Source organism: Emticicia agri (genome assembly GCF_004168285.1).
In the GTDB taxonomy this organism is placed as follows: domain Bacteria; phylum Bacteroidota; class Bacteroidia; order Cytophagales; family Spirosomataceae; genus Emticicia; species Emticicia agri.
On the sequence record NZ_SEWF01000029.1, the window covers coordinates 34,975 to 60,691 of the forward strand.

General features: G+C 39.9%; 23 protein-coding genes. 8 read left to right on the forward strand and 15 right to left on the reverse strand.

Features of this window, described 5'->3' with window-relative positions; genetic code table 11:
* Positions 1 to 41: 41 nt before the first annotated feature.
* Complete coding sequence (locus tag EWM59_RS18105; protein WP_130022667.1) at positions 42 to 788, reverse strand: NUDIX hydrolase; 747 nt, start codon at positions 786 to 788, stop codon at positions 42 to 44.
* Between the two features lie 185 nt (positions 789 to 973).
* Between EWM59_RS18105 and EWM59_RS18110 the strand changes: the two genes are divergently transcribed.
* The 3 genes from EWM59_RS18110 (at position 974) to EWM59_RS18120 (ending at position 5,766) form a co-directional block, all read left to right on the forward strand.
* Positions 974 to 4,450 (forward strand): ThuA domain-containing protein, encoded by a 3,477-nt coding sequence (locus EWM59_RS18110; RefSeq protein ID WP_374755954.1) that lies wholly within the window; start codon positions 974 to 976, stop codon positions 4,448 to 4,450.
* A gap of 79 nt (positions 4,451 to 4,529) precedes the next feature.
* A complete protein-coding gene (locus EWM59_RS18115) occupies positions 4,530 to 4,898 on the forward strand; it encodes a hypothetical protein (protein ID WP_130022668.1) in 369 nt (122 codons plus the stop codon).
* 379 nt (positions 4,899 to 5,277) lie between these two features.
* A complete protein-coding gene (locus tag EWM59_RS18120; RefSeq protein ID WP_130022669.1) occupies positions 5,278 to 5,766 on the forward strand; it encodes a hypothetical protein in 489 nt (162 codons plus the stop codon).
* Between the two features lie 157 nt (positions 5,767 to 5,923).
* Here EWM59_RS18120 and EWM59_RS18125 read toward each other — a convergent pair whose 3' ends face one another.
* The 9 genes from EWM59_RS18125 to EWM59_RS18160 all read right to left on the reverse strand — a co-directional run bounded on the left by EWM59_RS18125 (position 5,924) and on the right by EWM59_RS18160 (position 14,777).
* Positions 5,924 to 8,647, reverse strand: coding sequence for a PAS domain S-box protein (locus EWM59_RS18125; RefSeq protein WP_130022670.1), 2,724 nt, complete (start codon positions 8,645 to 8,647; stop codon positions 5,924 to 5,926).
* 295 nt (positions 8,648 to 8,942) lie between these two features.
* Positions 8,943 to 9,365: a response regulator gene (locus EWM59_RS18130; protein WP_130022671.1), complete on the reverse strand. Its 423-nt coding sequence runs from the start codon at positions 9,363 to 9,365 to the stop codon at positions 8,943 to 8,945.
* A 581-nt stretch (positions 9,366 to 9,946) separates the two neighbouring features.
* Positions 9,947 to 10,120 carry a DUF1059 domain-containing protein gene (locus tag EWM59_RS18135; RefSeq protein WP_130022672.1) on the reverse strand — a complete coding sequence of 58 codons (174 nt, stop codon included), beginning with the start codon at positions 10,118 to 10,120 and terminating at the stop codon, positions 9,947 to 9,949.
* Positions 10,121 to 10,165: 45 nt separating this feature from the next.
* Complete coding sequence (locus EWM59_RS18140; protein ID WP_229239385.1) at positions 10,166 to 10,603, reverse strand: DsrE family protein; 438 nt, start codon at positions 10,601 to 10,603, stop codon at positions 10,166 to 10,168.
* Positions 10,604 to 10,686: 83 nt separating this feature from the next.
* Complete coding sequence (locus tag EWM59_RS18145; RefSeq protein ID WP_130022673.1) at positions 10,687 to 11,316, reverse strand: Crp/Fnr family transcriptional regulator; 630 nt, start codon at positions 11,314 to 11,316, stop codon at positions 10,687 to 10,689.
* A 298-nt stretch (positions 11,317 to 11,614) separates the two neighbouring features.
* The gene (locus EWM59_RS18150) at positions 11,615 to 13,234 is read right to left on the reverse strand and encodes a S41 family peptidase (protein ID WP_165372215.1); all 1,620 of its coding nucleotides are present in this window, start codon (positions 13,232 to 13,234) and stop codon (positions 11,615 to 11,617) included.
* Between the two features lie 2 nt (positions 13,235 to 13,236).
* Positions 13,237 to 13,665, reverse strand: coding sequence for a hypothetical protein (locus tag EWM59_RS27685; RefSeq protein ID WP_165372216.1), 429 nt, complete (start codon positions 13,663 to 13,665; stop codon positions 13,237 to 13,239).
* A 66-nt stretch (positions 13,666 to 13,731) separates the two neighbouring features.
* Positions 13,732 to 14,175 (reverse strand): anti-sigma factor, encoded by a 444-nt coding sequence (locus EWM59_RS18155; protein WP_130022675.1) that lies wholly within the window; start codon positions 14,173 to 14,175, stop codon positions 13,732 to 13,734.
* The gene (locus EWM59_RS18160) at positions 14,172 to 14,777 is read right to left on the reverse strand and encodes an RNA polymerase sigma factor (RefSeq protein WP_130022676.1); all 606 of its coding nucleotides are present in this window, start codon (positions 14,775 to 14,777) and stop codon (positions 14,172 to 14,174) included. The genes EWM59_RS18155 and EWM59_RS18160 overlap by 4 nt, the downstream gene beginning before the upstream one ends.
* A 179-nt stretch (positions 14,778 to 14,956) precedes the next feature.
* Between EWM59_RS18160 and EWM59_RS18165 the strand changes: the two genes are divergently transcribed.
* Both EWM59_RS18165 and EWM59_RS18170 read left to right on the forward strand, forming a co-directional pair.
* Positions 14,957 to 15,463, forward strand: a complete 507-nt coding sequence (locus EWM59_RS18165; RefSeq protein WP_130022677.1) for an RNA polymerase sigma factor — start codon at positions 14,957 to 14,959, stop codon at positions 15,461 to 15,463.
* A complete protein-coding gene (locus tag EWM59_RS18170) occupies positions 15,450 to 16,046 on the forward strand; it encodes a hypothetical protein (protein WP_130022678.1) in 597 nt (198 codons plus the stop codon). The genes EWM59_RS18165 and EWM59_RS18170 overlap by 14 nt, the downstream gene beginning before the upstream one ends.
* 78 nt (positions 16,047 to 16,124) lie before the next feature.
* Here EWM59_RS18170 and EWM59_RS18175 read toward each other — a convergent pair whose 3' ends face one another.
* The 5 genes from EWM59_RS18175 to EWM59_RS18195 form a co-directional block, all read right to left on the reverse strand.
* Positions 16,125 to 16,544: a DUF4348 domain-containing protein gene (locus tag EWM59_RS18175; protein WP_130022679.1), complete on the reverse strand. Its 420-nt coding sequence runs from the start codon at positions 16,542 to 16,544 to the stop codon at positions 16,125 to 16,127.
* A gap of 174 nt (positions 16,545 to 16,718) precedes the next feature.
* Positions 16,719 to 17,726, reverse strand: a complete 1,008-nt coding sequence (locus tag EWM59_RS18180; protein ID WP_229239386.1) for a hypothetical protein — start codon at positions 17,724 to 17,726, stop codon at positions 16,719 to 16,721.
* Between the two features lie 3 nt (positions 17,727 to 17,729).
* On the reverse strand, positions 17,730 to 19,091 hold the full coding sequence (locus tag EWM59_RS18185) for a DNA cytosine methyltransferase (protein WP_130022680.1): 1,362 nt from the start codon (positions 19,089 to 19,091) through the stop codon (positions 17,730 to 17,732).
* Between the two features lie 103 nt (positions 19,092 to 19,194).
* The gene (locus EWM59_RS18190) at positions 19,195 to 19,896 is read right to left on the reverse strand and encodes an RDD family protein (RefSeq protein ID WP_130022681.1); all 702 of its coding nucleotides are present in this window, start codon (positions 19,894 to 19,896) and stop codon (positions 19,195 to 19,197) included.
* Positions 19,897 to 20,006: 110 nt separating this feature from the next.
* Positions 20,007 to 21,536, reverse strand: a complete 1,530-nt coding sequence (locus tag EWM59_RS18195) for an SBBP repeat-containing protein (protein ID WP_130022682.1) — start codon at positions 21,534 to 21,536, stop codon at positions 20,007 to 20,009.
* A gap of 319 nt (positions 21,537 to 21,855) precedes the next feature.
* Between EWM59_RS18195 and argS the strand changes: the two genes are divergently transcribed.
* The 3 genes from argS to EWM59_RS18210 all read left to right on the forward strand — a co-directional run bounded on the left by argS (position 21,856) and on the right by EWM59_RS18210 (position 25,425).
* Entirely contained in the window at positions 21,856 to 23,631 is a 1,776-nt protein-coding gene (gene argS, locus EWM59_RS18200; protein ID WP_130022683.1) for an arginine--tRNA ligase, read from the forward strand.
* Between the two features lie 48 nt (positions 23,632 to 23,679).
* The gene (locus tag EWM59_RS18205) at positions 23,680 to 24,282 is read left to right on the forward strand and encodes a glutathione peroxidase (RefSeq protein ID WP_130022684.1); all 603 of its coding nucleotides are present in this window, start codon (positions 23,680 to 23,682) and stop codon (positions 24,280 to 24,282) included.
* 261 nt (positions 24,283 to 24,543) lie between these two features.
* Positions 24,544 to 25,425, forward strand: a complete 882-nt coding sequence (locus EWM59_RS18210) for a 1,4-dihydroxy-2-naphthoate polyprenyltransferase (protein ID WP_130022685.1) — start codon at positions 24,544 to 24,546, stop codon at positions 25,423 to 25,425.
* Positions 25,426 to 25,717: the final 292 nt, after the last annotated feature.

The following is a 25,717-nucleotide window of genomic DNA, read 5'->3' on the forward strand; positions in this document are numbered from 1 at the left end:
TATTTTAATGCTGGTTGACACTATTTCTACCTTAGATAGAATCAGCTTTCGCCCTCACCGCCTTTTTGCTTAAACCGATACAGATAAGGAGCCTTGTTAGCTGCCCCCGTAAATTTCTTTTCCAGTCGCTCTAATATATCCAGGTCTAAAATCATTTTCTGAAAATTATTGCGTCTGAAAGGCTTATCCAGGATAGTTTCGTACAAATCCTGTACTTCTTTCATGGTAAAAGTTTCAGGCAGCAGATTAAACCCTATCAGTTTATGATTCAGCATCAATCGCAGGCTCTCAAGGGCTTTTGTGATAATATCTGCATGGTCAAAAGCCAGCATGGGTAACTCTTTCACATCATACCACTCACACGACTCATCTAACTCCGAAATTTCAGGTACTACCTGATGAATATCCACGAGCGCATAATATCCTATCGAAATAAATCGGCGTTGCAGCCATTTCACATCGTCGGCCACCATGCCCAATTCGGCAAAGGTATCTTTGTGTGTCTCTAACACCTCCCCCATCAATCCGGGCGACGAACGTTCAAGGCTGCCAAAAACCTTAAACTGCTCTAAATATATATCACGTATGCCCGTGCGTTCGGCCAGAATCCTGAGCGCAGCCTCATCAAGGCTTTCCTGTTGCAGAATAAAACCTCCGGGCAATGTCCAGATGTCTTTCAATACCCTGATTTTAGGTAATAAAACCCTCAGTTGTCTGTCGTGAAATCCGAAAATAACACAGTCAATAGAAACCTGCTCTATGTAATCTTCCTTGTTCAATATCTTCATGTGGCTGATAGTAAGTATTCAGTAAAAATAACGCATAAATTTACGTTCCGTCCGTTTTTTCTAAAATGTGTACTATTCGTTCTGTGATGGATACAAAAATAGTCAAAATTTCATTATTGTCTAAAAAAAAGACAATAAATCTTGTTTTCTATGCTTAAAGTATCCACATTTGTATCAGCAAGAGTATGCCTAAACATTCTCCGAAACTCAAAATCAATTATTCAATCATGATGAAACGCTTTAAGACCAGTACCTTTTTTCTGGCTTTATTCCTTTCCTACTCCTGGGTGCAGGCACAAGTCAAAAAACCTAATCTTTTGGTTTTCAGCAAAACTGCTGCATTCAGACACGCCTCTATTGACGCAGGCAAAAAAGCCCTTTCCAAAATGGCTACCGAAAAAGGCTTTAATGCTACCTTTACCGAAGACGCCGAGGCTTTTAACGAAACCGACATAAAGAAATACAATGCCGTTGTGTTTCTGAATACCACCGGAGACGTATTGAACGACAAACAACAGGCTGTATTTGAGCGCTTCATTCAGGCAGGTGGCGGCTATGTGGGTATCCATGCAGCTACCGACACCGAATATGACTGGCCGTGGTACGGCAAACTGGCGGGTGCTTATTTCTTAGACCACCCGATGGTACCGAGCAATGTACAAAAAGGCCAATACAGTGTAGTACAGAAAAACCACTGGGCAACACAGGGTATGCCCGATACCTTTGAAAGAAGTGACGAATTTTACAGTTTCAAAGATATTTCGCCAAAAATCAATGTATTGCTCACCATTGATGAAAAAACCTACCAAGGTGGCAAAAACCCCGACTACCACCCCATGAGCTGGTACCAGGAGTTTGACGGTGGCCGCTCGTTTTATACCGCAATGGGCCATACCGACGAAACTTTCGTTGAGCCGCTTTTCCTGAATCACCTCTATGCAGGTATCAACTATGCCATGGGTGGGCCAAACCCTAAACCTTTAAATTATGCCAATGCCCGTCCGGAAGAAAATCGCTTTGCCAAAGTGGTTTTAGAAGAAAAACTGGACGAGCCCATGGAACTGAGCGTATTGAACGATGGCCGTATTCTGTTGATTGAGCGTAAAGGTGCTGTAAAACTCTACAATACCAAAACCAAACAAATGAAAACCATTGCTACCATTCCGGTAAGTACCAAATACAAAAACAAGGAAGGGAAAGAATCAATGGGTGAAGATGGGCTGATGGGCTTAAACAAAGACCCGAATTTTGCACAAAATCATTGGATATACCTGTTTTATTCGATACCAGAGGAGCCAAAAAATATCCTGACCCGTTATGAGTTAAAAGGTGATGAACTGGTGCTTTCGTCGAAAAAAGTCTTGTTAGAGATTCCGACCCAGCGGGAAGAATGTTGCCACACAGGGGGTTCAATTGCCTGGGATAAAGCCGGAAACCTGTACCTGTCAACCGGAGATAATACCAATCCGCATGGTTCGAATGGTTATAGTCCAAGCGACGAAAGACCGGGCAGAGAATCGTGGGATGCACAGAAATCATCAGCCAATACCAACGATTTAAGAGGTAAAATCATCAGAATCAAACCAACGGCTGACGGTAGCTATACCATTCCTGACGGCAACCTGTTCCCGAAAGGCACGGCAAATACCCGCCCTGAAATTTATACAATGGGACACAGAAACCCATTCAGAATTGCGGTTGATAACAAAACCGGATTTGTTTACTGGGGCGAGGTAGGACCGGACGCCGCCAAACCTGCCGACGACAGAGGCCCGGCAGGACACGACGAAGTAGGTCAAGCCCGCAAGGCTGGTAACTTTGGCTGGCCACACTTTGTAGGCGACAACAAAGCCTACAATAAATATGATTTTGCCAACAGCAAATCATTAGAGAAATGGGATGTAAACGCCCCTACCAATACCTCGCCAAGCAATACGGGCTTAAAAGTATTACCTCCGGCTCAGAAAGCCTTTATCTGGTATCCGTATGCGGCTTCTAAAGAGTTCCCGCTGGTGGGTAGTGGTGGTAGAAATGCCATGGCAGGGCCTGTATTCTATTCAGACAATTTCAAAACAGCCCAACGTGCGTTCCCTAAATATTATGATGGTAAACTCTTGATTTATGAGTGGATGCGTGGCTGGATTATGGCCGTAACATTGGACAAAGAAGGCAATTATGTATCGATGGAGCGTTTTATGCCAAGCTACAAATTCAGCAATCCGATGGATATGGAATTTGCCGAAAACGGCGATTTATATATGCTTGAATACGGCTCTGGCTGGTTCACAGCCAACGACGACGCCCGTTTGATTCGGATTGAATACAATGGCGGCAACCGCAAACCACAGATATCCGTTGCGGCCAATCAGATGGGCGGTGCAGTGCCATTCACCTTAAAATTGAGCTCTAAAGGCTCAACCGATGCCGATGGTGATGTCTTGAAATACACCTGGCAGGTTACCTCTAAAAATGGTTTCAATAAAGTAATCAGCACGCCAGATGCCAGCCTTACCCTGACCAAACCGGGTATTTATAAAGCTACCCTTACCGTAAATGATGGCAAAGGTGGCACCAATGCCCAGTCGCTTGAGATAGTGGCAGGTAACGAGCCTCCGGTATTGAGTTTTGATATACCCAAAGGCAATAAATCGTTTTACGTGGCCAATAAATCATTTGAGTATGATGTTAAAGTAAAAGACAAGGAAGACGGTACGCTTGATAACGGCATTGATGCTGAAAATGTAGCGGTAAACATTGATTATCTGGCCGAAGGGTTTGATAAAATTGCCATTGCCCAGGGACACCGCTCGGCTGACGCCAGTGCGGCTTTTGCGCCGGGCAAAAAACTGATTGAAGCCAGCGATTGTAAAGCCTGCCATAGTGTAGAGAAAAAATCTATCGGGCCGTCATACCGTGACGTAGCCATGAAATACAAAGGCGATAAAGATGCCATTGACCGACTGGCCAAAAAAGTAATCAGCGGGGGTAGTGGCGTATGGGGCGAAACTGCCATGGCAGGCCACCCACAGGTGTCAACGGCTGATGCTACCGAAATGGTGAAGTATATCCTGAACATTGCCAACGAAAAACCAAAGGCCAAATCTTTACCGCTGAAAGGCACCTACACCGCCAAATTACCTGCCAACGACAAAGGCAAAGGGGTGTATATTGTAAGAGCGGCTTACGAAGACCAAGGAGCCAATGGCTTACCATCGTTGAAATCGGAGCAGACCTTTACGTTGAGAAATGCCACTTTAGGTGCCCATGATTTCGACAAATACGAAGATGTAAACAAGATGTCATTCAGTGGCCGTAACCTGGCTATGCCAGCCAAATCGGGTGCTTATATGGTACTCAATCAGGTAGATTTAAGTGGTATCACCGAATTGCAGATACAGGCTATGGCACCCAAACCACAGGTAAATGCTTTAGGTGGTAAAGTAGAGTTGCGTCTGGATGGCCCGAAAGGCAAACTCGTTGGCGAATCTGAGTTTTTAGAGCCTTCAGAAAAAATGAGCATGGCGCCTAATATCCTGAAAGTGCCTGTTGGTACTGTTGAGGGGTTACATGATTTATATGTGGTATTTGTGAATCCGAAAGCTGAAAACGGAACGCTCATGATTGTAACAGGGCTGGAATTTAAGCTCAACCTGCCAGAATAGTGCAGAATCAAGATTGAAGCCATGGGTTCAACCTTTGAAGGCAAAAAACAATAATTTTTTATTTAACAATCAATAATCAATGAAAAACCTAAAATCAGTTTTCACATTAGTTGTATTATTTGCCACTATTTCAATGGCAAAAGCTCAGGTAAATCAGAACTTCTTTGTAGGCAACTGGGAAGTATTAGTAAAAGGCACTCCACAAGGCGATGTAAAAATGCCCATGTCTTTTGAATTGAAAGAAGATAAAATTATAGGCAAAATAACCAATCCTGAAACCAAAGAAGTAGCCACCATGACTTCGGTTGAAATGAAAGGAGAAGAATTGCATGCAGCTTTCTCGGCTGGTGGTTATGATCTGACTATGGTTATCAAGAAAAAAGACGAAGAACATTTTGCAGGTACTTTGATGGATATGATTGAGGTAGAAGGCACAAGACTGAAATAATTGCCGGTTCAGGTAAAAAAAGGCATTTCTGAGGCATGCCTCAGAAGTGCCTTTTTTTATTAATAACCCACAAACACAAATAAAATCATCATTTTTAGTAGGAAATATCAGTTTTTACAGTACTTTAGCATAGAATTTCACAACATTTATAAATGGTCTTTCTTTGAAAGACATTGCTGTATTGCATGATTAATCTGAATCTCTTCCTCCGAAAGGCGTATTTGACAGGTAATTTCCTGTCAGTCAGCCACCCTTATTCTATACTGCGCATTACTAATGTTATTTTCAGGGTATTAAAGCATTTGAACGAAATCCGTTTATTGCGCTGATATTTACGATCCCCATAATTATTCTTAACCTGATAACTTCCTCTTATCCAATGATTTTGTTACAAGCAAGCCTGTTCCCTACCGAGTTTTACCTCGTTATTCCGCATGTAATTTTAGCACATTTGTGCGGGGTGCATTACCTTTTCTGGCAAATACAGCCACGTTATCAGCATTTCAGTACCTTAGAAAAAGCGGGCAGCTGGGCTATTTTTGCTGTAATTGTATGGTTGGCTTTTTACGCCCTTCCAATCTGGATTACCATATTTGGGGTAGTATCAAGTGCTTCTGCGCTGGCAGCAAACAATTTTACAATCGGTTTAGTAGCCTTGTTTTTTACCGGATTAATGATTTTAGAATCTTTTATTACCTATAATCATCTGTTTAAAAAACGCCTGAAACAGTTTTCATCAGGCTATTTTGCACTCTCTGTAGTGATAAGTTTCATAGCGTTCATCTGTACTTTTGTTATGTTCGGTTACCTTGCCAAAGATGTAATCCTGACCGAATTGAAACACCCGAACTATGCGGTTTTGTTTTAGCATGGGGCAGAGGGGTACTAAGCAGAGGGCATGGAGCCAAGGGCATGGGGTAAAAAATCACCCTTGTCCTAAACTCCTTGCCCTTTTCTTTTATACTATCTTCTAAACTCCTTGCCCTCTGCCCTTCCCCCTCTGCTCCACACCCCATGCCCATGCCCTACGCCCCCTGCTCCCCCACCGGAAAATACATATCAAATCTTGCACCCTTGCCCACTTCGCCCGAGGCGACAATTACACCATCGTGGTTTTCTACAATTTTCTTTACAATGGCAAGGCCGACACCCGTGCCAGGATATTCGTCTTTTCCGTGCAGTCGTTTAAAAACCTGAAAAATGGTTTCATTATATTCGGGGTCAAAGCCAATCCCGTTATCGCTGAAACAGATATGATAATAGTCTGAACCTTTATCAATACCCGGCTTCTCAATAGCATTACCCGACAATACCTCACAGGTAATTTGTATCACAGGACGCTCATCAGCCTTAGAGAACTTCAGGGCATTGGTAAACAGATTGGTGAACAACTGCTCAAACTGATAGTGCACAAGCCTGAATGTCGGTAATGGATCGACCTTTATCAAAGCTCTTTTTTGTATAATAGAGTCTTTCAGTTGCTCGGTAACCCCCTCTAAAAGTGTAGTCAGGCTTACTTTTTCAAAATTCCGCTCAGAAGTATTGGCGCGCGAATAAGCGAGTAAATCTAAAATAAGTTGTTGCATGCGCTTGGAGGCATTCTGCAAACGGTTAAAATAATCTTTGCCTTTCTCTGAAAGATTATTTTTTTCAATTTCCAGAATACGAGCCGAAAAAGTCTGAATCTTACGCAGCGGTTCCTGCAAATCGTGACTCGCTACATAAGCAAACTGTGCCAGTTCGTTGTTAAGTTTACTCAATCCTTCGTTCGACTCTTCCAACTGCCGGGTTCGCTGCTTTACCTGTTCTTCCAGTTCGTTGGTAAATACTTTAAAGTCGTGCACATCTGTACTGGTACCTACCCATTTAATAATATTTCCTTCATCGTCTTTCTGTGGTATGGCCCTGCTCAGTTGCCAGCGATACTGCCCGTCGTGTCTTCTGAAACGATGTTCAGCTTTAAAAAATTCACCTGCTTCAATCGCCTTCAACCAGGCTTTTCTATTGGTTGCCTGTTCGTCAGGATGCAATAGTAACAACCAGCCTTCTGTCCCTAACTCTTGGGCTGTAAGACCCGAATAATCATAAACCGACTGATTAAAATAATTCATTTGTCCTTCAGCATCACTTGTCCAGATATGCTGCGGCAATGAATCGGCCAGTAACCTGAATACCGCCTCTCTTCGCTCCAATTCCTTCTGGTAAGCCATTTCATTAGATATATCCCTCAGAGTCCCCACCATTTTATACGGTCGGTTTTCCTCATCATATAAAACCTTCCCTTTCCCTTCCATCCAGTGAATGCTGTTATCTTTCCATATCAGCCTTGAAATATAATGCAAGACCCCCGTGCGAAAAGCCTCTTCAAATGCCCGTTTCCTGATTGGCAGGTCGTCGGGGTGCAAATGTGCTACTAATTCTTCATGGGTAAGTACGGCATCAGGCGCATAACCGAATATTTCGAGGTACCTTGGCGAATAATCTACTTCTCTGGTTATCAGATTCAGGTCCCAGGTTCCCAAATCACTTGCTTCAATCAATATTTTCAGTCTTTCTTCATTCTCGGCAATAATCCGTTCATGATTCCGCTGGGTAGTTATATCCCGGGCTATTTTGGACGCCCCGATTATTTCGCCCTGTTTGTTCTTTACCGGAGAAATAGTGAGCGATATATCTATTACCTGTTTATCTTTTCTTACACGTCTGGTTTCAAAATGTTCAATGCGTTCCCCCTTTTGCAACCGACTGATAATCTCTTCTTCTTCCTGCAATCTATCATCAGGAATCAGTTTTGAGATTGGCTGCCCTATCATTTCATCGGCCTCATAACCCATGATGCGTTGTCCGGCTTTATTCCAGCTTGTAACAATTCCATCTAAATTCTTGCTTAAAATCAAATCGTCCGACGATTCCACAATGGCCGCCAACATAGCCATTTTTTCTTCGGTATGCTTACTTTCGGTAATATCCTTTACAGCCCCTAATAATCTGATGGGTGAGCCTTCGGCATCATAATACACTTTGGCCGTAGTCTCTATCCACTTTTTTTCACCGCCGGGCTGCCTGATGGTAAACTGATAATTCAACATACCTGACTTCAGGGCATCCTGATAAATCTGCCTGCGTCTATTTTCATCATTCAGTTGTAGCATTTCAAAATACTCCTCTAACGATATCGGGCCATTCAACCCGAACATCTCATTCATCATCTCTGACGACAGCACTTCACCCGTGGATATATGATAATCATAGATGCCTATCTTACTTGCATCAACCGCCAGCCGCATCCGCTCTTCCAGTTCTTCCATTTTTTTACGGGTTTCTATCTGCTCGGTAATGTCATACCCCGATAGTATAAGCCCTACTGTCTCATTGGCTGTATTCAGCACAGGTTGTATCGTAAAATTGCCAAAAGCTTCTCTGCTGCTTCCGTCTTTCTGCATAAACCGGAAAAACATTTCATTACCTACATAGGTTATCTGTGTGGTGAAAACTTTGTCAAGAATGGCAAAAAATCCCTGTTCTTCTAATTCAGGCAAGGTTTCGATCATTGATTTTCCGACTAATTCACGTTGCCCGACAAAATGCAGATAAGAAGGGTTAGCGAGTTCATAGATATAGTCGGTACCTTTTAGTACACAGAAAATACCCGAAGCCTGCTTAAAAAAGTTGTAGATGGCTTGTTGGAAATCAAGTTGAACAGACAGTTGTGAATCATCAGGTATTACTAACGATGATTTTATACTCATAACAGAGAATGCGGTTAAATTTCAGAAATGTAAACATTTTTCCTTAAAAATATTACTGACAAATATATACAATTCTGAGAATTTGCCTACGATTTGTTGTATGAAATGCGGTTTAGCAGGTTGCCTTTAGCAAACCTTAGAAGAACAGATATAAATGAGCAGATTTTAAACAGCAGGAAACAACAGAAAGCTAAGGGTTTTTCTGTAGCTACTCATAATAAATAAAAATAGAATTGCCCTAAATCTATCAACAGATATGGCAAAAATAGCTTAAAATGATTTCAAAGCCCGTTTATCAGCTAAAATAAATCGGCAGACTCATTTCTCTTTCAGAGGTAAGAATTTTTCTGATGGTTTCGATATAATCTTTATACGAATCAGGTTTGGTAACAAACAGGTTTGCGCCTGCCCGATAGGCTTTTTCTACCTGATTTTTATTTTTATCGCTCGTGAGTATCACCGAATAGGTATTGTTCCATTTATGGTCTTTTCTGATTTCTTTCAGACATTGAATACCACTCTTTTTAGGAATATTCATGTCCATCACCACTACATTATAGGTAGGCGATTGGGCAGACTTGAGTTTATCCATCAACTCTTTTCCGTCGTTTACAATAGTGAGGGTGGCAGGGATACTTGCTTCTTCGAGCGCCTCCTGAAATATCTCCTGATATTCGGTATCTTTTTCGGCTAAAACAATATTAAGAGAAATATACATACAACAAATACATATTAAGTTCTGACAATATAGCTACCAGTAAAATAAAAAAGCACTGATGTTATACGGTTAAAGCACGAGAATTTACAGGGAAAAGCACAAGGCGTTATGGGTGTTTTATAAAGAGAAGCACTAATAGAACAGAGGGAAAGAGCTTATACACAATACAAAAGAAAAAACCATGCCAGATAAAAAATCAGGAAAAAGGGCATATTTTTTCCTGCTATCTCAAAATTAAACAAAAAAAATGTAGAAATGTTTACATAAGCGCAAAAAAAATAAAAATTAATGGTAAGTTAATATAGGAAGAGGGTGATAAAGGAGTGGTTAAAGCATTATTGTGACATTTTTGCGGAACTGAGAAGTAAAGACATTTAAAGAACCTTTGCGCCAAATAATATTTGGCATGAGTTCCATCGCTCGGCCGCCTCACCCTCTAAATCTCCCTCTCCCTCGGGAGAGGGAGACTTTTAGCCCCTCTCCTTTTTCAGGAGCGGACGCCGCGCGGAGGGGTTGGGGTGAGGGTATTTTCCAAATAATATTTAGCAAAAAAAACTATTATACATTCTCTCCTATACTGATTATTCCACCTCCACAATAAGCGGCTTTATCTGTTCAGCCATTTCAGGGGTTACCTGTAACTGATGCACCTGCCAGGCGTGGGCTGCTGCCAGGCGCAGGACTTCTTCTTCTGTGGCGGCTTCAATTTCACCTTCGCAATCAAAGCCTACCTCACAACATTTGAGTTTTTTCATGGAAATAATTGTTAAAAGGGTTCATATAATTTACTTAGTTTCTGCTTAATAAGTAATTACCCGGTTACTTTCGGCTATCAGGTTTACTAAAACCTTGGGGAGTGCAAACTCGGCGGGTTTTCCTTTTAAATCGGCCTCTCCTACTCCTCTCGCCTTTGAAGAATTGCCCGACAGATAAAACCGTCCGTTTGCTTTCACAATAGCCTCATAGTGTTCACGGAGTTTGCCCGTTACAAGACCCACCACTGTATTCAGGGAAGCATCTTGCAGGAGTTTTACGGCATCGCCTGCCAGAAACAGACTGACTGTATGCCCTTCTTCAAGGGCAGTTTTAGCTACTAAAAAAGCTAAGGCTACTCTCGTAGAATCTTCAGGGCCATGCGTAACATGAATCAGGAATTTCATAGGTTTGGTATGGGTTTGTGCTGAAACAGCATTGACTGATAATAACAGGATAATAAGGGCTAAAAAATAGTTTTTCATGTGTTTTTGGCTTTTGTTTCAGCAAAGTTATAGCGGGCTACCGCTACAAAACGGTAACAAAAGTTACATAAGCGAAAATAAATTTACCGAAGCTGAATAGACCCTCTGAACAGCTTTAGTTTGCCTTGTTGCTCAAAGCCTTTCAGAATGCGTGATACCACTACCCGATTGGTACCAAGTTCGTAGGCGAGGTCTTGGTGAGAGATGATTATTTTTTTACTGTTTTCTTGTGTGGCTCTATTCAATAGATAGGTCATCAGCCGTTTTTCGATTGAATCAAAAGCGACACTTTCAAAGGCGCCCAACAACTCGTCGTATCGACTACGGAATGTTTTTATCAGAAACTCGTTCCACGAAGGGTACTTCAACTGCCACTCTCGCGCCATACTGGTCGGAAACACAAAAATCTCAGAGCTATCGGTAGCTACGCCATACGAGGTACTGGTATTATTAAAATAAGCGGCCGATAGAGACATCATGCAGGTTTGCCCCTCACGCACATAATAAAGCAATATCTCCTTATCTTCTTTCTGCTGAAAAACCCGTATTTCTCCACTTATCACAATCGGCAGAAAATCAAGGTATTGCCCTTCTTTTATAAGGGTATCTCCTTTATTAACCTGCAAAAATTTACCATGAGTCAGCATTTCGTTACGGAGTTCCGGTTCATAAAAAACCGACGGAAGTTTAGGGAGCAGTTCGCTTGTAAGCATCGGGGTATCTGGTTAGTGTTCAATGTGCATATAAGTTAACCAAATAACTATAATGCCATAGAAAACAGCCCTAAGAATGTGGTTTATTTTTATTTATTGGCGTTTGAAAGAGGTGCTGAGAATATTTCTTATACTCTTCAATTTCAGCAAATTTATTAGGTTTCAAGAAATAACCGTTTTTTCGTAGAGCCGGGGTGGCGACCCACCGCAATCCTTGCGTCTCCAGGAGCCTTTGCAATTCAGTAAATGCTATTTGGGGGTAAAAACTAAAAGCCCAACATTTCCCCCCCTAAACCCATCATCTCATCAATCCCAAAGCCAATGCCAGCTCAACATCTTTTTGTTGAAGTATGTCTTCAATGCTTGCAAAAACCTCATAATCCGGGATAATGCCTCTGTCAGAATGCTCTGCTTTTCTTACGGCATTCAGGTATTTATAAAGAGGTATTTGCACTACAATCTGGCTGTTAGGCAATACTACTTCCGTTCTTCCGCCGGAAGTATTGCCATAATATCCTCCGCCTGTTTCTTCGCCAATAAATGTGGCTCTCTTGTTATGGCGGGCAGTAGCACAGAAATCTGCCGTAGTTGAAAAGCTGTAACCATTAGTCAGAATAGAAACTTGTCCTTTAAAACTATTAGGCTGTGGTTTCTGCGGCCCTAACAAAGGATTTTCATCTAATTTTACTGTATGGGTATTAGAAGCCTTTGAGAGAAAATACCTGAAAGGTTTCTGGCTCAGGTAGCTGTAAAGTAAAGCTCCATAATCATCGGCTCCGCCTCCGTTATCACGCACGTCTATAATCAGGTTTTTAATCTTCCGTTTATTGATGGCTGTAAAGGCACTATCTAAAAAACCACCAAAATCTATTTTTTCACGCTCTATCCGGCTTTCGTCAAATGTTCTTACTTGCAGAAGAGCAGTAGAAGCATTCAACCATATCAATTGTAAAGCCTTTGTGTTATTCCGTTGCTTCTCGTAAGCACAGACTATATTTTTTGTACCAACAGCCCCTATTTTTATGGTTTCTATCGTTCCATTCTGACCCTTATATTGTACCTCAAAACGCTCTTGGTTACCATAAACCCAATGGTAAAAAATCGGAAAGGCACCATCATTTAGCCGCTGACGCTTATTAGCCGTAATAGAACCGTCGGAGGGCAGATAGGTATATATCTTATCTCTGATTTCGGGAATAGTTCTGCCATCAATTTGTATTATTTCAGTTCCGGCAGGCAAACCCTCCCCACAAAGCACATAGGCTTTATTTTTCATAAAATAAGGGTGTATGGGAAAAACCTTTTCATTATCAGTATAGTGTTTCATCAACAATGCAGGCAAATTACTGCGTGTGTGTCCATCTTGTAAAGCACTTATTACTTGTAGAATGGGCTTACCAAATTCCAAAGTAGTCATAGGGCGGTTCAGTGCCAAATAACAACTATCCATAAATCTGTCCAGTACCTGCTTGCTTCTATAAGTGTAGATTCCTGCATGGTGTTTCTCCAAAGACTCCCGAAAAACCTTAAAGTCCTGCTGTAACAAGGTTGGTTCCATCAGTTTATCTGCTTTTGAATCAAGAGCCGTCTGACTGGCAGTTCTGATGGTTGAAATGCGGGTATAACAGGTATCTTTCTTGTTGAGTACAATCAAAAAATCATAGGTTTTGCCGGGAGTCACATCGAACGAAACAGAGTCTATATCGGTATAAAAAGTAATGCGCTTTTCAACCATTGGTTCTAAAGCCTGATACACATCAGGTTTCACTTCGGGTGAAAGATTCCAGACACCTTTCTGAAAAACCTGTCCGTCACGTACACTTACGTTCTTTGAATTTGCCTGAACAACAGGCAAAGACTGGGCATAATCACACTGAACAAACAGCAGATTCATGGCCAGAAATGCGAGGTATTTCATAGCTATTCCGGTTTGTTTGCTGATTGTTTCAAAAAGAAAAAATAACCCAGAAAACTTCCGGCAACACAAAAAGCCATGATAGCCAGCGAATGAATACCCAAAGGCTGGGTATAATGAATGGCTGTAAGTGCAACCCCTAAGCCCATCAGAATAGCACACCATTTAACATTACTGTTAAGGTCTTCTTTCGGATTGGTCTTTAAAACCGATGAAATAATGCTATCTGGTACGCCCTTGTCAACAATTTTGTTTTTCAGCCTGTTATCCATGATTCGTTTCATGACGGCTAACAGAAACCACATACACAAACCTACCACGAAAATCACGGAAATTGTTCTGAAAACTTCGGGTTTGTATAATTCTTGTCCCTCTTGTGCCTGTGCCATAAAAGGGCTTATAATAGTGGAAATAATAATGATTAACTTTTTCATATTTCTGTATTGATGTTTATGTTTTATGTCTTATTAGATAGCTGACTTTGATAATTGTTGCAATACTCAATAATAATTTAAAGCTTTCATCTGCGCTTTATATTTCTGATACATATCTATACCTAAAAACGCCGTCAGCGCAATGGTAGCGGTCAACACTAAGCCAATCAGGATAGGTTGTGCATAAGCAAACAACCCTATAAAACTACTACCGAACAACTCACCCATTACCACAATCATCACTGCCATTATACCCCCAATCATATACAAAATGGGTCTGTCGCTTGTGGGTTTGGGTTGTGGTAATTGTTCCATTACCAAATCGGCTAAATCAAAATCAAATACAGCCTTCTCCTGGGTTTTAATGCCTTCAGCTAATAGCTGATAAGTAAGCACCTCTTGCTGGCAATGCGCACAATGCTGTATATGTGCTACCAATGCAGGGGCACAGGCATCTGCATCTAAGGCATATAGCTGAATTTCCTCATCGGTCAGATGTTTGTTTTTCATAATGCTTCCTTTTGATAAGTGAGCAATAAATTGTCTTTCAATAGTTTCCTTGCCCTCGACAAATAGCTTTTCACGGTTCCTTCCGGCAATTGGGTAATCACTGTTATCTCTGCATAACTCATTTCTTCCTGATGATAAAGCGTAATAAGTGTTCTGAATATAGGTGAAAGTTTCTCTATTTCTGTTTTTAAAATAGCAGATAGCTCCTGTTTAAAGAGGCTGCTTTCAATGTCATTCACAAATGGGTTAACGGTATGGTTCAGTTTCTCCAATACTTCATTTTCTTCTTCATCAGTTACACTATCAAGCAAAACCAGTTTCTTTTTTTCAAGATACCCCAGACAAGTATGATAAGCTATCTGCCCTATCCAGGTCGATAGTTTAGCCTGAAACTGAAAACTATCCAGTTTCTGAAAGGTCTTCAGATAAATATCCTGGGCAATGTCTTTTCTATCAGAGGGGTTTCGTATCATTTTATAAACTATCTGCCCCACCAGTCCTTCGGTATTTTTCATAATAAGCCTGAAAGCATTAGTATCTCCGCCTAATACTCTATCGACCAAAGCACGGTCTGACACATTATTTTCTCTGATAGTGTTCACTAAGACATGAGACAGATAAGCCGGAAAAATGTTGCAGTTAATTTACCTGATAAATCTTTTAGTTCGTCCATTATGCCTCTGAACCTGACTAAAAAATGAAATATTTTTTCGCTTGTGTGTGATTTTTATTAAATTCTGTACACTAATAGAGTACAGAAACAAAAATTGCGTTATCGTTCGTGGACAAAAAAGAAACATTTATCAGAGCCATCAAAGACAATGAAAGACTGATTGTAAAGATTGCGTCGGTTTATACCAATACCGCCGACGATAAAGCTGACCTGATTCAGGAAATCATTTACCAGCTCTGGAAATCTTTCGACTCCTTCAATCAGCAATCCGGTTTAAGTACCTGGCTCTATCGGGTGGCTTTAAATGTAGCTATTTATCAACTCAAAATTGCTAAAAGAAGAGTGATAACAGTTGAAATAGACGAACAGATACTGAATTACGCAAACGAAGACCATAGCGCCATTGAACAGAAATGGGAATTATTCCGGCAACAGATAGAAAGCCTTAACCTACTCGATAAAGCCATTGTTATGCTCTATTTAGACCAGAAAAGCCATGAAGAAATTGCCGAAATAGTAGGTATATCTGTCAGCAATGTAGGCACAAAAATACAGCGTATCAAAGAAAAATTAAAGAAACAGCACGTAAACGCACAAAATCATGGAATTAGATGAACTGAAAAATATATGGGAAGATGCCAGTAAGCCCCTCACCCAACAACCTGTTTTAAACCCTAAAATGATTGAACAAATGACAAAAATTAAAATCAAATCAAGACTTAACCAAGTAATTTACCACGAAACCCTCGGTACATTCTTTGCCTTTGGCGCTGTAGCTTATATCTTTGCTCATTTCAGCAAACTTACTACGCCATTTTTTCAGACAATCGCTATTATCACGGCCACTCTGCTTGTAGTGCTTCCCATTATCAGTCTTCTATTGCTCTGGCAACTTAATTCAATCGGAGATGTCAATCGCACGTATGCTGAAACTTTAAGAAACTTTGCCACACAAAAGCTGCGTTTTATCCGGTTTCAACAGCTAAGTGTAGTAGCTGCGTATATTCTGATTGTATTTGTCATATTGCTGATGCCCCAATTTACAGGAGGCAAAAGCCTGAACGAAAACAAGTATTTCTGGGCGGGTACTATTGCCGTAGGTTACATTTTACTATCGTTCTTCTCAAGATGGGTTATCAGCTTCTATAGCAAATCCCTGACACAAGCAGAGGAATTATTGAAGGAGTTGGAGGTGTGAGTCAGGAGCAATAGAGCAGGTAAAATCTCAATTACTTGCTCTGGCTTATAATTTATTTTTTGCTTACATTTTAAACAATTATTCCGATTCATCAACAATACCTGTCAGATACCATTGATTATCGATTTTTGAAAACAGATGATGTACAATTTCTCCCATGTCTTTATTGGTAAAAACTACATCTTTCGAGTCACTGGTTTTATCAACAGTTTCCAGTTTATTTTTTGAATGTTCTTTTTTCAGTTTCAGCAAATTGGTATGTCGCCAGTCGTTTTGCTGAATCACTTTTTCGTTTCTTTTCTCATCATCAACTACTACTACTTTCAGGGGAAATTTAATTCTATCAAGCTGAAATTTAGGGTCTTTACAAAACTCCTTGAAAAACTTGTCAAAATTTTCTTCGTTATTCTCAATCTTCCCGACAAAAGCAATCTCTCTCACACGATGGCTCTGTGCAAAAAATGTAGTTAGCAATAACAAAAGGGTTATCAATTTCATACGTTAAGTTTTTGGGCTGGGTAATCTATAAAACAATAATTCGATTATCTTTAATTTCAATAGCTTAATTAGACCAATCGTAACAATTACTGATTTACTGAAATAATCTGATACAAGACTAATCTATTAATAGTTCATTCAATATTCGCTTAAAATCCAGGTGTTTTGCATCAGTTATTTTTTTGCATGTAAAGCTACTAAATCTATCCAATCAAAAAGTTTATTTTGGTCTGTTGTTTTCATTTCCCAATAATCAGAAAGTTCAGAAGCAGGTGTTTGTGTGATAGTTTCGACAATATCTGGCATGTTTTCAAACAATGTCAGAAATATTCTTGGAACATTTCTATAAACCTTTTCTCTGACAAACCACTCCCCTTTTCCACCTGCAGTAAATAAATCACGAACATTTGGACAAACCACTGCTTCACGAGTAACTAACCAGATAGATAGCCGTCCGAACTTATCATTGCTATTTCCAAATAGTTCAGGAAAATACACCATCGATTTATTTTTTAACGCTTGTTTTTCCTTTACCGATAGATTACTCCAGATTCTTATAATAATATTGCTTGGTCTATTGATATTTTCTGTATCAATCCACCATAGTTCTTCACCCGGTTTTAGTTTGCTTTTGTAGTAGTCAACAATTTGTCTGATAGGATTCTCTTTTTTGCGTAAAGAATCATATGAGAGAGCCATTTTATCAAATATTGACTTACCTTTCGCCAAATTCATATCAATCAAATAACGAGGCGAATGTGTTACTACAACGTCAGATAAAACCTCTTCGTATGGACGACAGCGAAATTCAACAGGGCTTGCCAATTTTGCAAATAACATATAAATCCGTTCTACATGCTCAACTCTTGTTGTTTCTAAAACGCTGTTTCCAGTTGTTTTCCAATGGTTTTGGGTGGTTGTTTTTACTTCTACACCATAATATTTTTTAACTACTATATCCGGAAATTTTTGTCCTCCAATTAGCTCAATAGAACCCTCAAAAACAGTTCCAACCGCTAACGAAGTCATTATATCCTTTACATAAGGTTCAAGATTTCTACCTGAAAGAGTAGCAATAGCATCAGGTTTTTTTTTTGCTTGGTTATTGAGTTCGGTTATGGTTAATTGAAGCAATAAATCAAATTCACTTCTATTTATATCCGGGTTTAATGAAACTATCATTGTTTATTTTGCAAAATATAAGTCCCAGATATCTTCGATTCTTTTAGCCAAATGGTAAGCCAAAAGTGGTGGAACTGCATTACCTATAATCTTATATGCTTGTGAAGGGCTAACCAAAAAAGAACCTTTTTTTCCGGAGGTACTTTCAAGCACAAAATCATAATCTGGTGGAAATGTCTGAATTAATGCACATTCTCTTGGAGTTAATCTTCTCTCTATTAAGCCTTGATTGAGTTCGTTATCTATTTTTCCTCCATTTTCTTTTGAAAGCCTTCTGAATTCAATATTTCCATGATGCTCTGAACGAATGGTTGGCGCAATTCCTGTTAGTTTTATTTCTGTCTGACCCTGACAGTGTTTACCCATAAACTTTGCTTTTGAGTAAAATTTCTGAGATAAATCATTTGTAATTTCAGGCTCGTCCAAATGCTCAAACACATCCTTTAGCGGAACAAACTCCTTTAAATCATTTCCTTTAATTGTATAAGCATGCGTTGGTTTTGGATAAGGATTGAATTTTTCCGGCAATTCTTTTTTTGAAAGTTCGGCAAGAGCTATTGCATTAAGTGCTGATTTTCTGATACCAATAAAAATCACCCTTTCTCTTGATTGAGGAACTCCATAGTTTGCCGAGTGTAAAACCTGAGGCTCTAATACAATATACCCGTTGCCATTTGTAGAAGAAAAGTCGTTCTGAATAATTTCTTTTACATTATCAAGATTTACCAGCCCCTTCACATTTTCTGCAATAAAAATTTTAGGTTGGGTAATTTCAATTACTTCCTTCATCCACATATATAGCTGTCCGCGGGTTTCTACCGATGCGGTTTTGTCGTCAATGAAGTCTCCTTTATGATTTTTATGTGAATGAAAACCCTTTCTTTTTCCCGCTACGCTAAAGTCCTGACAAGGGAAACCACCCGTAACTACATCTACCTCTTCTGGAAAAACACTTATGTTACTATAATGCGTTTTCACTAAGTCAACTATACTTTCTTTATGAAAATCTTCAGGTTTATGCCCTCTTTTTGAAAAATAATTTAACCAGGCATTTCTTGCATCTGGTAAAATATCATTAGCAAAAACAGTAGTAAATTGCGTTTTCTTAAGTTTTACAAAACCATCTTTCAGTTTTTTATCTGTAAAATGTGGCGTTAGTATGTCGTTTACTGACGATTGTAAAACAGAAAACCCTCCCTCAAAACCTAAATCCATTCCTCCACAACCTGAAAATAATGAAAGTACCTTTAAAACTCCTTCCTTATCTTTATTTCTTGGCTTTGCAGTTAGTTGATGATAAGATAATCCCTCCAACGGTAGCTTTGCTTTTAATTCACTATAAATCTGTATTGTCTCTGTCAACATAATTCAGCTTTTTACTTGGCTTGGCATCACTTGTCAAATATAAGCTATCATTCCAAATCGAACAAATTTTGATAGTCAGTTTTATCAACTATTACAATCCTTCCTACTTCTCAGCATACTTATAATCCTGCACTACCCATTCTCCACCTTCTTTTTTGGTTAAAAATATAATCAAATCAGCGTTTTCTTTTTTGCCATAGACCTTTGTTTCTATACGCACATGGGTCTGTCCGTCCCGTTTGCTGATATTGTAGCGTGGTATTTTACCCATTTTTATCACCTCACCTGTTTTTTCCTGTATGGCTTTACTACCAAACACAAAGGCTTCTGTCAGGATATATTCCTGTTTCTGGCGGATATATAAACCTAATAAATTGGTAACCGATAGGTATAGTACCAACAGAATTACAAAAATACCTGCCAGCAATTCGGTACTTCTTTTAATGGTTGTCTGTTCTGCGGCTATTACCTCAGTTCTGCATAAAATATCACCCATGCGTTTATCAAAAACCAACCAGATGAAACCCTCAACAGGCAACAATAGCAGACTGATATTTCTTAAAATAAAGTTAGCTGACTGACCTGATTTGTTCTCTACAACTAAGCCCATGAAATACTTGCCCGGACTCTGTCCTTTTCTGACATCTTTTAAAATGAGCAGAATCATGATTAACCCCAACGGAGGGTAAATGGCTGTCTCAAAATCAAGTTTCCATGCAAAAATCTCTACGTCCATCAGCAAAGCTGCGGGGACCGTAGCAATCAGAAAATCTATCAGAAAGGCGTATAAGCGTTTTTGTTGCATGAGTTGGAGACTATCTGCTCAAATATAATTCAATCGTGCCTTATATCAATAAAAAAGGCTTCGGAAATTCCGAAACCTTTGTTTCACTTTTATCCTATAATTAACCCTTTTTAATCTTTTATTCTCGTAATAAAAATATCGGTATCTCCGGCACTTTTTAGTGAGTTATTACCCATTTGAAAGGCATTCTCAAACCATCCGGTTATATAAACATTATTGTTTGCACCAACGCTCAGATTAACAGGAAACTCCTCTTCCCCATCTCCTATCTGTTGTACCCATTGATTCACGCCGTCTGAGTTATATTTAGCAATAAAAAAATCGTATGCTGGCTTGCCTGCAAAAATACTATTGCTAATAGTAGTAAAATGATTACCATAAAAAACACCAGTGAGATAAATATTATTATTAGCATCTATACCAAGTTTTGGATCGCTTTCATTATTGTCTCCTCCTTCTCTTTTTAGCCATGTTATCTCTCCTGTCGAAACAAATCTGGCTAAAAAGATATCCTCTTCACCTTTGCTTTTACCAAGAATATTAGCCGTACCCCTAAAAGCACCTGTTACAATCACGCCCCCATCATTCCCCACTGCAACATCCGTTCCTTCATCATAAAATTCGCCTCCCATTCTCTTCGCCCAGACCCATTTATTGATTGCCACCTCATATTTTGCGACAAAAACATCAGCCAGACCTGCACTGGTCATGAATGTAGTACCAAAACTAATGACATTACGAAATCCACCTGTCATGTATAAATTTCCCTGACCATCAATAGCCAATCCCTTAGAATCATCGTCCTCTATTCCACCCACTCTTTTTACCCATTGAATAACTCCTGCACTGCTATATTTAGCCAGAAAAATATCATCCTCTCCTGCGCTTACAGCCGACTGCCCATTGAAGAAAGCAGTCTCTTGAAAGTTTCCTGTTACATATATATCTCCTACAGCATTAGTTAATATACACCTGCTCCGCTCGTTTCCGGTGCCACCTGCTTTTTGTAACCACTCAATATCCCCGTTTGTATTATACTTGATTATAAAAATATCTTTATTTCCGCCACTCTCTACAGTATAATTACCAAAAGTGGCAGTTTCTTCAAAACGACCTGTCAGATAAACATTACCATTTTTGTCTATTGCCAAAGCCGTTACCTCATCATCGCCATTACCTCCTCCGGTTCTTGCCCAAAGAAAAGTGCCATTTTTATCATACTTGGCCAGAAAAACATTATCATTATCGGGGCCTAATATCACTTTAGTCCCGAATTTAGATGAACCATGAATCACCCCTGTTACGAAGATATTTCCGTTGGCATCCACGCCTATATCCATGCCTTTTTCCATGTTTGACCCACCTTCTTCCCAGGCCTTCATTGAGTTAGTATGGGCATCTTTATTAGTCAGCAATTTTGCCCACGATTTGCCATCATAAAACCGGAAACATTTAAAGGTTATATCATTTACCAATGTGCCGAAAGCAGGCGATGGCAAAGCCTCAATCTGTTCGTTGGTTAATGTAGGTATAGTGCTCGCCGTAGCCGGAGTAATACCCGACGGTAGAATGGTTACGCTCTGCGCAAAAGCACCCATACTCAATAAAGAAATGGTAAAAATTCTTAATAACGATTTCATAATTTTAGTAATGCTTCTATAAAAAACTGTTCAAAACTACGGGCATAATTCATCCGTTTTACAAATCAGTGGCATTATCGCTTCATTATTTTATCGGTTGGTACATGGCTGGAAACAGGCCAGTTCAGAAATTTTATCGGTTGGTAATTAAGGTTGTAGGGGTTCAAAATTTTGAACCCCTACCGGGTAAAATTTCTCTGATTCAAATTAAAAATCCCATTCAGACATCAACACTTTTCATAAACACCCATTTAATTGAGGAAAAAACTTTACTTTTGCAAAAAAAACAGGCTTCTGTCAGAAGCGCAGTTCACAATCTATGAATATCGAATTATCATTAAAATCTGCTATCAAGCAAGCACTATCTGCCCTGTTTCAGATTGAGGAAGAAGTAGTTTTACAACCCACCAAGAGTGACTTTGAAGGGAATTATACCTATGTGGTTTTCCCTTTGGTAAAACAACTCCGAAAAAGCCCTGTCGATATTGCCAATGCCATTGCAGAATACCTGAAAACCAACACAACTTATATTAAAAGCTATAATGTAGTACAGGGCTTTCTGAATCTGGTGCTGGCCGATGAAGTATGGTTTGATGTACTGAATGGCATTTTAGCTGATAAAAACTTTGGGGTACTGCCTAAAAATAACCAATCGGTAATGGTAGAGTATTCGTCGCCCAATACCAACAAACCTCTCCATTTAGGACATTTAAGAAATAACTTTTTAGGCTCTTCGGTTGCTAAAATAGTAGAAGCCAACGGATATGAGGTTGTAAAAACCTGTCTGGTAAACGACCGTGGCGTACATATCTGTAAGTCTATGTGGGCCTATCAGCAATTTGGCAATGGCGAAACTCCTGAATCATCAGGTCTGAAAGGCGACCATCTGGCAGGTAAATATTACGTGATTTTTGATAAGCATTACAAGAGCGAAATGGCAACCCTGATACAGGGAGGCATGAGCGAAGACGAGGCTAAAAAGAATGCGCCAGCCATAAAAGCCGTACAAGAAATGCTGATTAAATGGGAACAAGGCGATGAAGAAACCGTAGCCCTGTGGCGCAAAATGAACGACTGGGTATTTGCAGGTTTTAACGAAACTTATCAGAAAATAGGCGTATCTTTTGATAAAACCTATTATGAATCGAACACCTATCTGCTGGGTAAAGATATTGTAGAAGAAGGGCTGGCCAATGGCGTATTCTTCAAAAAAGAGAATGGCAGTGTATGGATAGATTTAAAAGAAGAAGGACTTGACGAAAAACTGGTACTTCGTGCCGATGGTACTTCGGTATATATTACGCAAGACCTCGGAACCACCGATTTAAAATTTGCGGACTACCCTATCAGCAAGGCAATTTGGGTAGTAGGCAATGAGCAGGATTACCATTTTCAGGTATTGTTTGCCATCATGAAAAAACTCGGCCGTACGTATGCCGACGGCTGCTATCACCTCAGCTACGGCATGGTTGAGTTGCCCGAAGGAAAAATGAAATCGCGCGAAGGTACTGTGGTTGATGCCGATGATTTAGTGGCTGAAATGATAGAAACGGCCAGTTCGTCAACCAGTGAGCGGAGCAAAATAGATGGATTTACGCAGGAAGAAGCCAATCAGTTGTTTCAACAAATTGCTTTAGGAGCCCTGAAATACTTCTTACTGAAAGTAGAGCCTAAAAAGAAAATGTTGTTTAATCCGGCCGAATCAATCGATTTTCAAGGTAACACGGGTCCGTTTATACAATATACCCATGCACGTATTTGCTCTATATTGCGGAAGGCAGCTTCTCAGGGTATTGTTCTCGATGAAAAGGTAAAACCTGTGGCTATTGAAAAAACAGAAGCTGAACTGATTTTTGTATTGAGTGATTATCCGGCCGCAGTAAAAAAAGCCGGAGATGAATATGCGCCATCGGTCATTGCGAATTACTGTTACGAACTGGCGAAAACATTTAATCACTATTATAGTCAGGTTTCTATCATGAACGAACCTGATGGTGAGATACAAAAATTTCGTCTGGCATTAATAAAACTGGTTTCGGAAACAATTCGCAAAGCAACTGCGTTATTAGGCATAGAAGTACCAAACAGAATGTAATACCTGAATCTTTCAATCTAAACGTTGCAACGTAAACAATTCTATCAAATGAAAAAGACCCTGATTTTAGCAGTATTAGCCCTTATCACCATTGTCGGAGCCATGAGCTTCCGTGCTATCAGAAATATCTACGGTAATATCGGATTAAACCGCCCGGCCTCTGCCGAAGCCAAAGGTTCGTTCTACGATTACTCATTGAAATCGCTTGATGGCAAACAAACCATCGATTTCAGCAAGTATAAAGGCAAAAAAGTAGTGGTGCTCAATGTAGCCTCAAAATGTGGTTATACCCCACAATATGCAGACTGGCAGGCATTCCATAAACAATACGGCGACAAGATTGTAGTATTGGGAATTCCGGCTAATAACTTTAAATCGCAAGAGCCGGGTACAAACGATGAAATTGCTGCTTTCTGCGAAAAAAATTACGGGGTTACTTTCCAGATGTTAGAGAAAGTGAGTGTAACAGGCGAAGACCAACACCCGCTTTACCAATGGTTAAGCCACAAAGACCAGAATGGATGGAACGACAGCGCCCCAACCTGGAACTTCTGCAAATACGTAATTAATGAAAAAGGCGAACTGACTAATTTCTTCAATTCTAAAGTAAAACCTGGCGACGAAGAATTTAAAAAAGCCGTAGGTATTTAATTGTTGGAATTTATATCATGAATGTCCTGACAAAAGTCTGTTACTATGTAATAAACTTTTGTCAGGACACTTTTTTACTTCCGTTAGTCAGGCGATTAACCCTATTCAGGACAAGCTATATGAATATAGCCAATGCTGTACTTACAATAACCCTGACTTGCTATTTTATTGACAGAAAAACGCAATATTGACTGTATTTACTTAATTTTGCACAGGAGTGAATGTTCGTTTGCTCTTTTGTCAATTTATACGTTTGTTCTTATGAAAAACTGGCTCTCTGCTGCCCGTCCCCGAACACTACCTTTGTCCTTATCAAGTATCCTGATGGGGAGTTTCTTAGCGGCCTCTGCCGGACAATTCAACTGGCTTATTTTTGCCTTCTGTTGCCTTACCACCATTGCCCTGCAAATACTCTCAAACTTTGCCAACGACTATGGCGATACCCAGAATGGTGCCGACCTTGCCGGACGTGTAGGGCCGCAAAGAGCTGTTCAGTCGGGAGCTATTACCCCTAAGCAAATGCTCAATGGCATTATTGTATTGGCCATTATCTGTCTTGTTTTTGGTATTTCGCTTTTATATTTTGCTTTCAAAGATGCCGCTGCCAATCAATTCTGGGGCTTTTTAGGGTTGGGTTTGTTATGTATGCTGGCGGCTTATACCTATACGGCAGGCAAAAAACCCTATGGCTATGCAGGTTTAGGCGATATATCGGTTCTGATATTCTTTGGTTTAGTGGGCGTTTTAGGAAGCAATTACCTATACACCAAAACTTTCGACTGGGCAAATCTTCTGCCGGCCCTGAGTTGTGGTTTCTTCGCTACCGGAGTACTGAATATCAATAATATACGGGATATTGAATCAGATACCCGTGCAGGTAAAAAGACTATTCCGGCTCGTTTAGGTCGTGCCACTGCTATCAGATACCACTGGTTTCTGCTCATTGCAGGTATGGTAAGCATTCTATTGTTCAGCATCATAAAAGAACAATATGCTATTCTTTATGTGCTATGCTTCCCCTTGTTTTTTATCAACGGCATCAAAGTATCAAAACTGCCCAACCCCGACCCTATGCTCAAACAAATGTCGTTATCAACTTTAGCATTTGTGTTGCTATTTGGCATCGGGCAGTTGTTTTTGTAGAATAATTATTTGCTGTCTATGACTGGGCATCAGCTTTTAAAATCTTTTCGACAGAATAAGAAACTGTTTGAGTTAAATATTGAACAAAAATCGACTTTTTTAATTCAACAAGATTAACTCAAACAGTTTCTAAATCACAAGAAGGATTATATCCAGAAGGAGACAAGGCAATGCCTTTGTCTCTACTAATAACAACTAAAATTGTAACCTTAAAACATCATTTCCTGTTTGAGTACGATTAAAAATCGAGGTAATGACAATGAGAATATAGAGAATTTTACAGATTTTTAAT

Excerpts from the sequence above, each read along its gene's own strand:
- EWM59_RS18105 (WP_130022667.1), bottom strand. The coding sequence starts at position 788 with ATGAAGATATTGAACAAGGAAGATTACATAGAGCAGGTTTCTATTGAC.
- EWM59_RS18110 (WP_374755954.1), top strand. The coding sequence starts at position 974 with ATGCCTAAACATTCTCCGAAACTCAAAATCAATTATTCAATCATGATG.
- EWM59_RS18115 (WP_130022668.1), top strand. The coding sequence starts at position 4,530 with ATGAAAAACCTAAAATCAGTTTTCACATTAGTTGTATTATTTGCCACT.
- EWM59_RS18120 (WP_130022669.1), top strand. The coding sequence starts at position 5,278 with ATGATTTTGTTACAAGCAAGCCTGTTCCCTACCGAGTTTTACCTCGTT.
- EWM59_RS18125 (WP_130022670.1), bottom strand. The coding sequence starts at position 8,647 with ATGAGTATAAAATCATCGTTAGTAATACCTGATGATTCACAACTGTCT.
- EWM59_RS18130 (WP_130022671.1), bottom strand. The coding sequence starts at position 9,365 with ATGTATATTTCTCTTAATATTGTTTTAGCCGAAAAAGATACCGAATAT.
- EWM59_RS18135 (WP_130022672.1), bottom strand. The coding sequence starts at position 10,120 with ATGAAAAAACTCAAATGTTGTGAGGTAGGCTTTGATTGCGAAGGTGAA.
- EWM59_RS18140 (WP_229239385.1), bottom strand. The coding sequence starts at position 10,603 with ATGAAAAACTATTTTTTAGCCCTTATTATCCTGTTATTATCAGTCAAT.
- EWM59_RS18145 (WP_130022673.1), bottom strand. The coding sequence starts at position 11,316 with ATGCTTACAAGCGAACTGCTCCCTAAACTTCCGTCGGTTTTTTATGAA.
- EWM59_RS18150 (WP_165372215.1), bottom strand. The coding sequence starts at position 13,234 with ATGAAATACCTCGCATTTCTGGCCATGAATCTGCTGTTTGTTCAGTGT.
- EWM59_RS27685 (WP_165372216.1), bottom strand. The coding sequence starts at position 13,665 with ATGAAAAAGTTAATCATTATTATTTCCACTATTATAAGCCCTTTTATG.
- EWM59_RS18155 (WP_130022675.1), bottom strand. The coding sequence starts at position 14,175 with ATGAAAAACAAACATCTGACCGATGAGGAAATTCAGCTATATGCCTTA.
- EWM59_RS18170 (WP_130022678.1), top strand. The coding sequence starts at position 15,450 with ATGGAATTAGATGAACTGAAAAATATATGGGAAGATGCCAGTAAGCCC.
- EWM59_RS18175 (WP_130022679.1), bottom strand. The coding sequence starts at position 16,544 with ATGAAATTGATAACCCTTTTGTTATTGCTAACTACATTTTTTGCACAG.
- EWM59_RS18180 (WP_229239386.1), bottom strand. The coding sequence starts at position 17,726 with ATGATAGTTTCATTAAACCCGGATATAAATAGAAGTGAATTTGATTTA.
- EWM59_RS18185 (WP_130022680.1), bottom strand. The coding sequence starts at position 19,091 with ATGTTGACAGAGACAATACAGATTTATAGTGAATTAAAAGCAAAGCTA.
- EWM59_RS18190 (WP_130022681.1), bottom strand. The coding sequence starts at position 19,896 with ATGCAACAAAAACGCTTATACGCCTTTCTGATAGATTTTCTGATTGCT.
- EWM59_RS18195 (WP_130022682.1), bottom strand. The coding sequence starts at position 21,536 with ATGAAATCGTTATTAAGAATTTTTACCATTTCTTTATTGAGTATGGGT.
- argS (WP_130022683.1), top strand. The coding sequence starts at position 21,856 with ATGAATATCGAATTATCATTAAAATCTGCTATCAAGCAAGCACTATCT.
- EWM59_RS18205 (WP_130022684.1), top strand. The coding sequence starts at position 23,680 with ATGAAAAAGACCCTGATTTTAGCAGTATTAGCCCTTATCACCATTGTC.
- EWM59_RS18210 (WP_130022685.1), top strand. The coding sequence starts at position 24,544 with ATGAAAAACTGGCTCTCTGCTGCCCGTCCCCGAACACTACCTTTGTCC.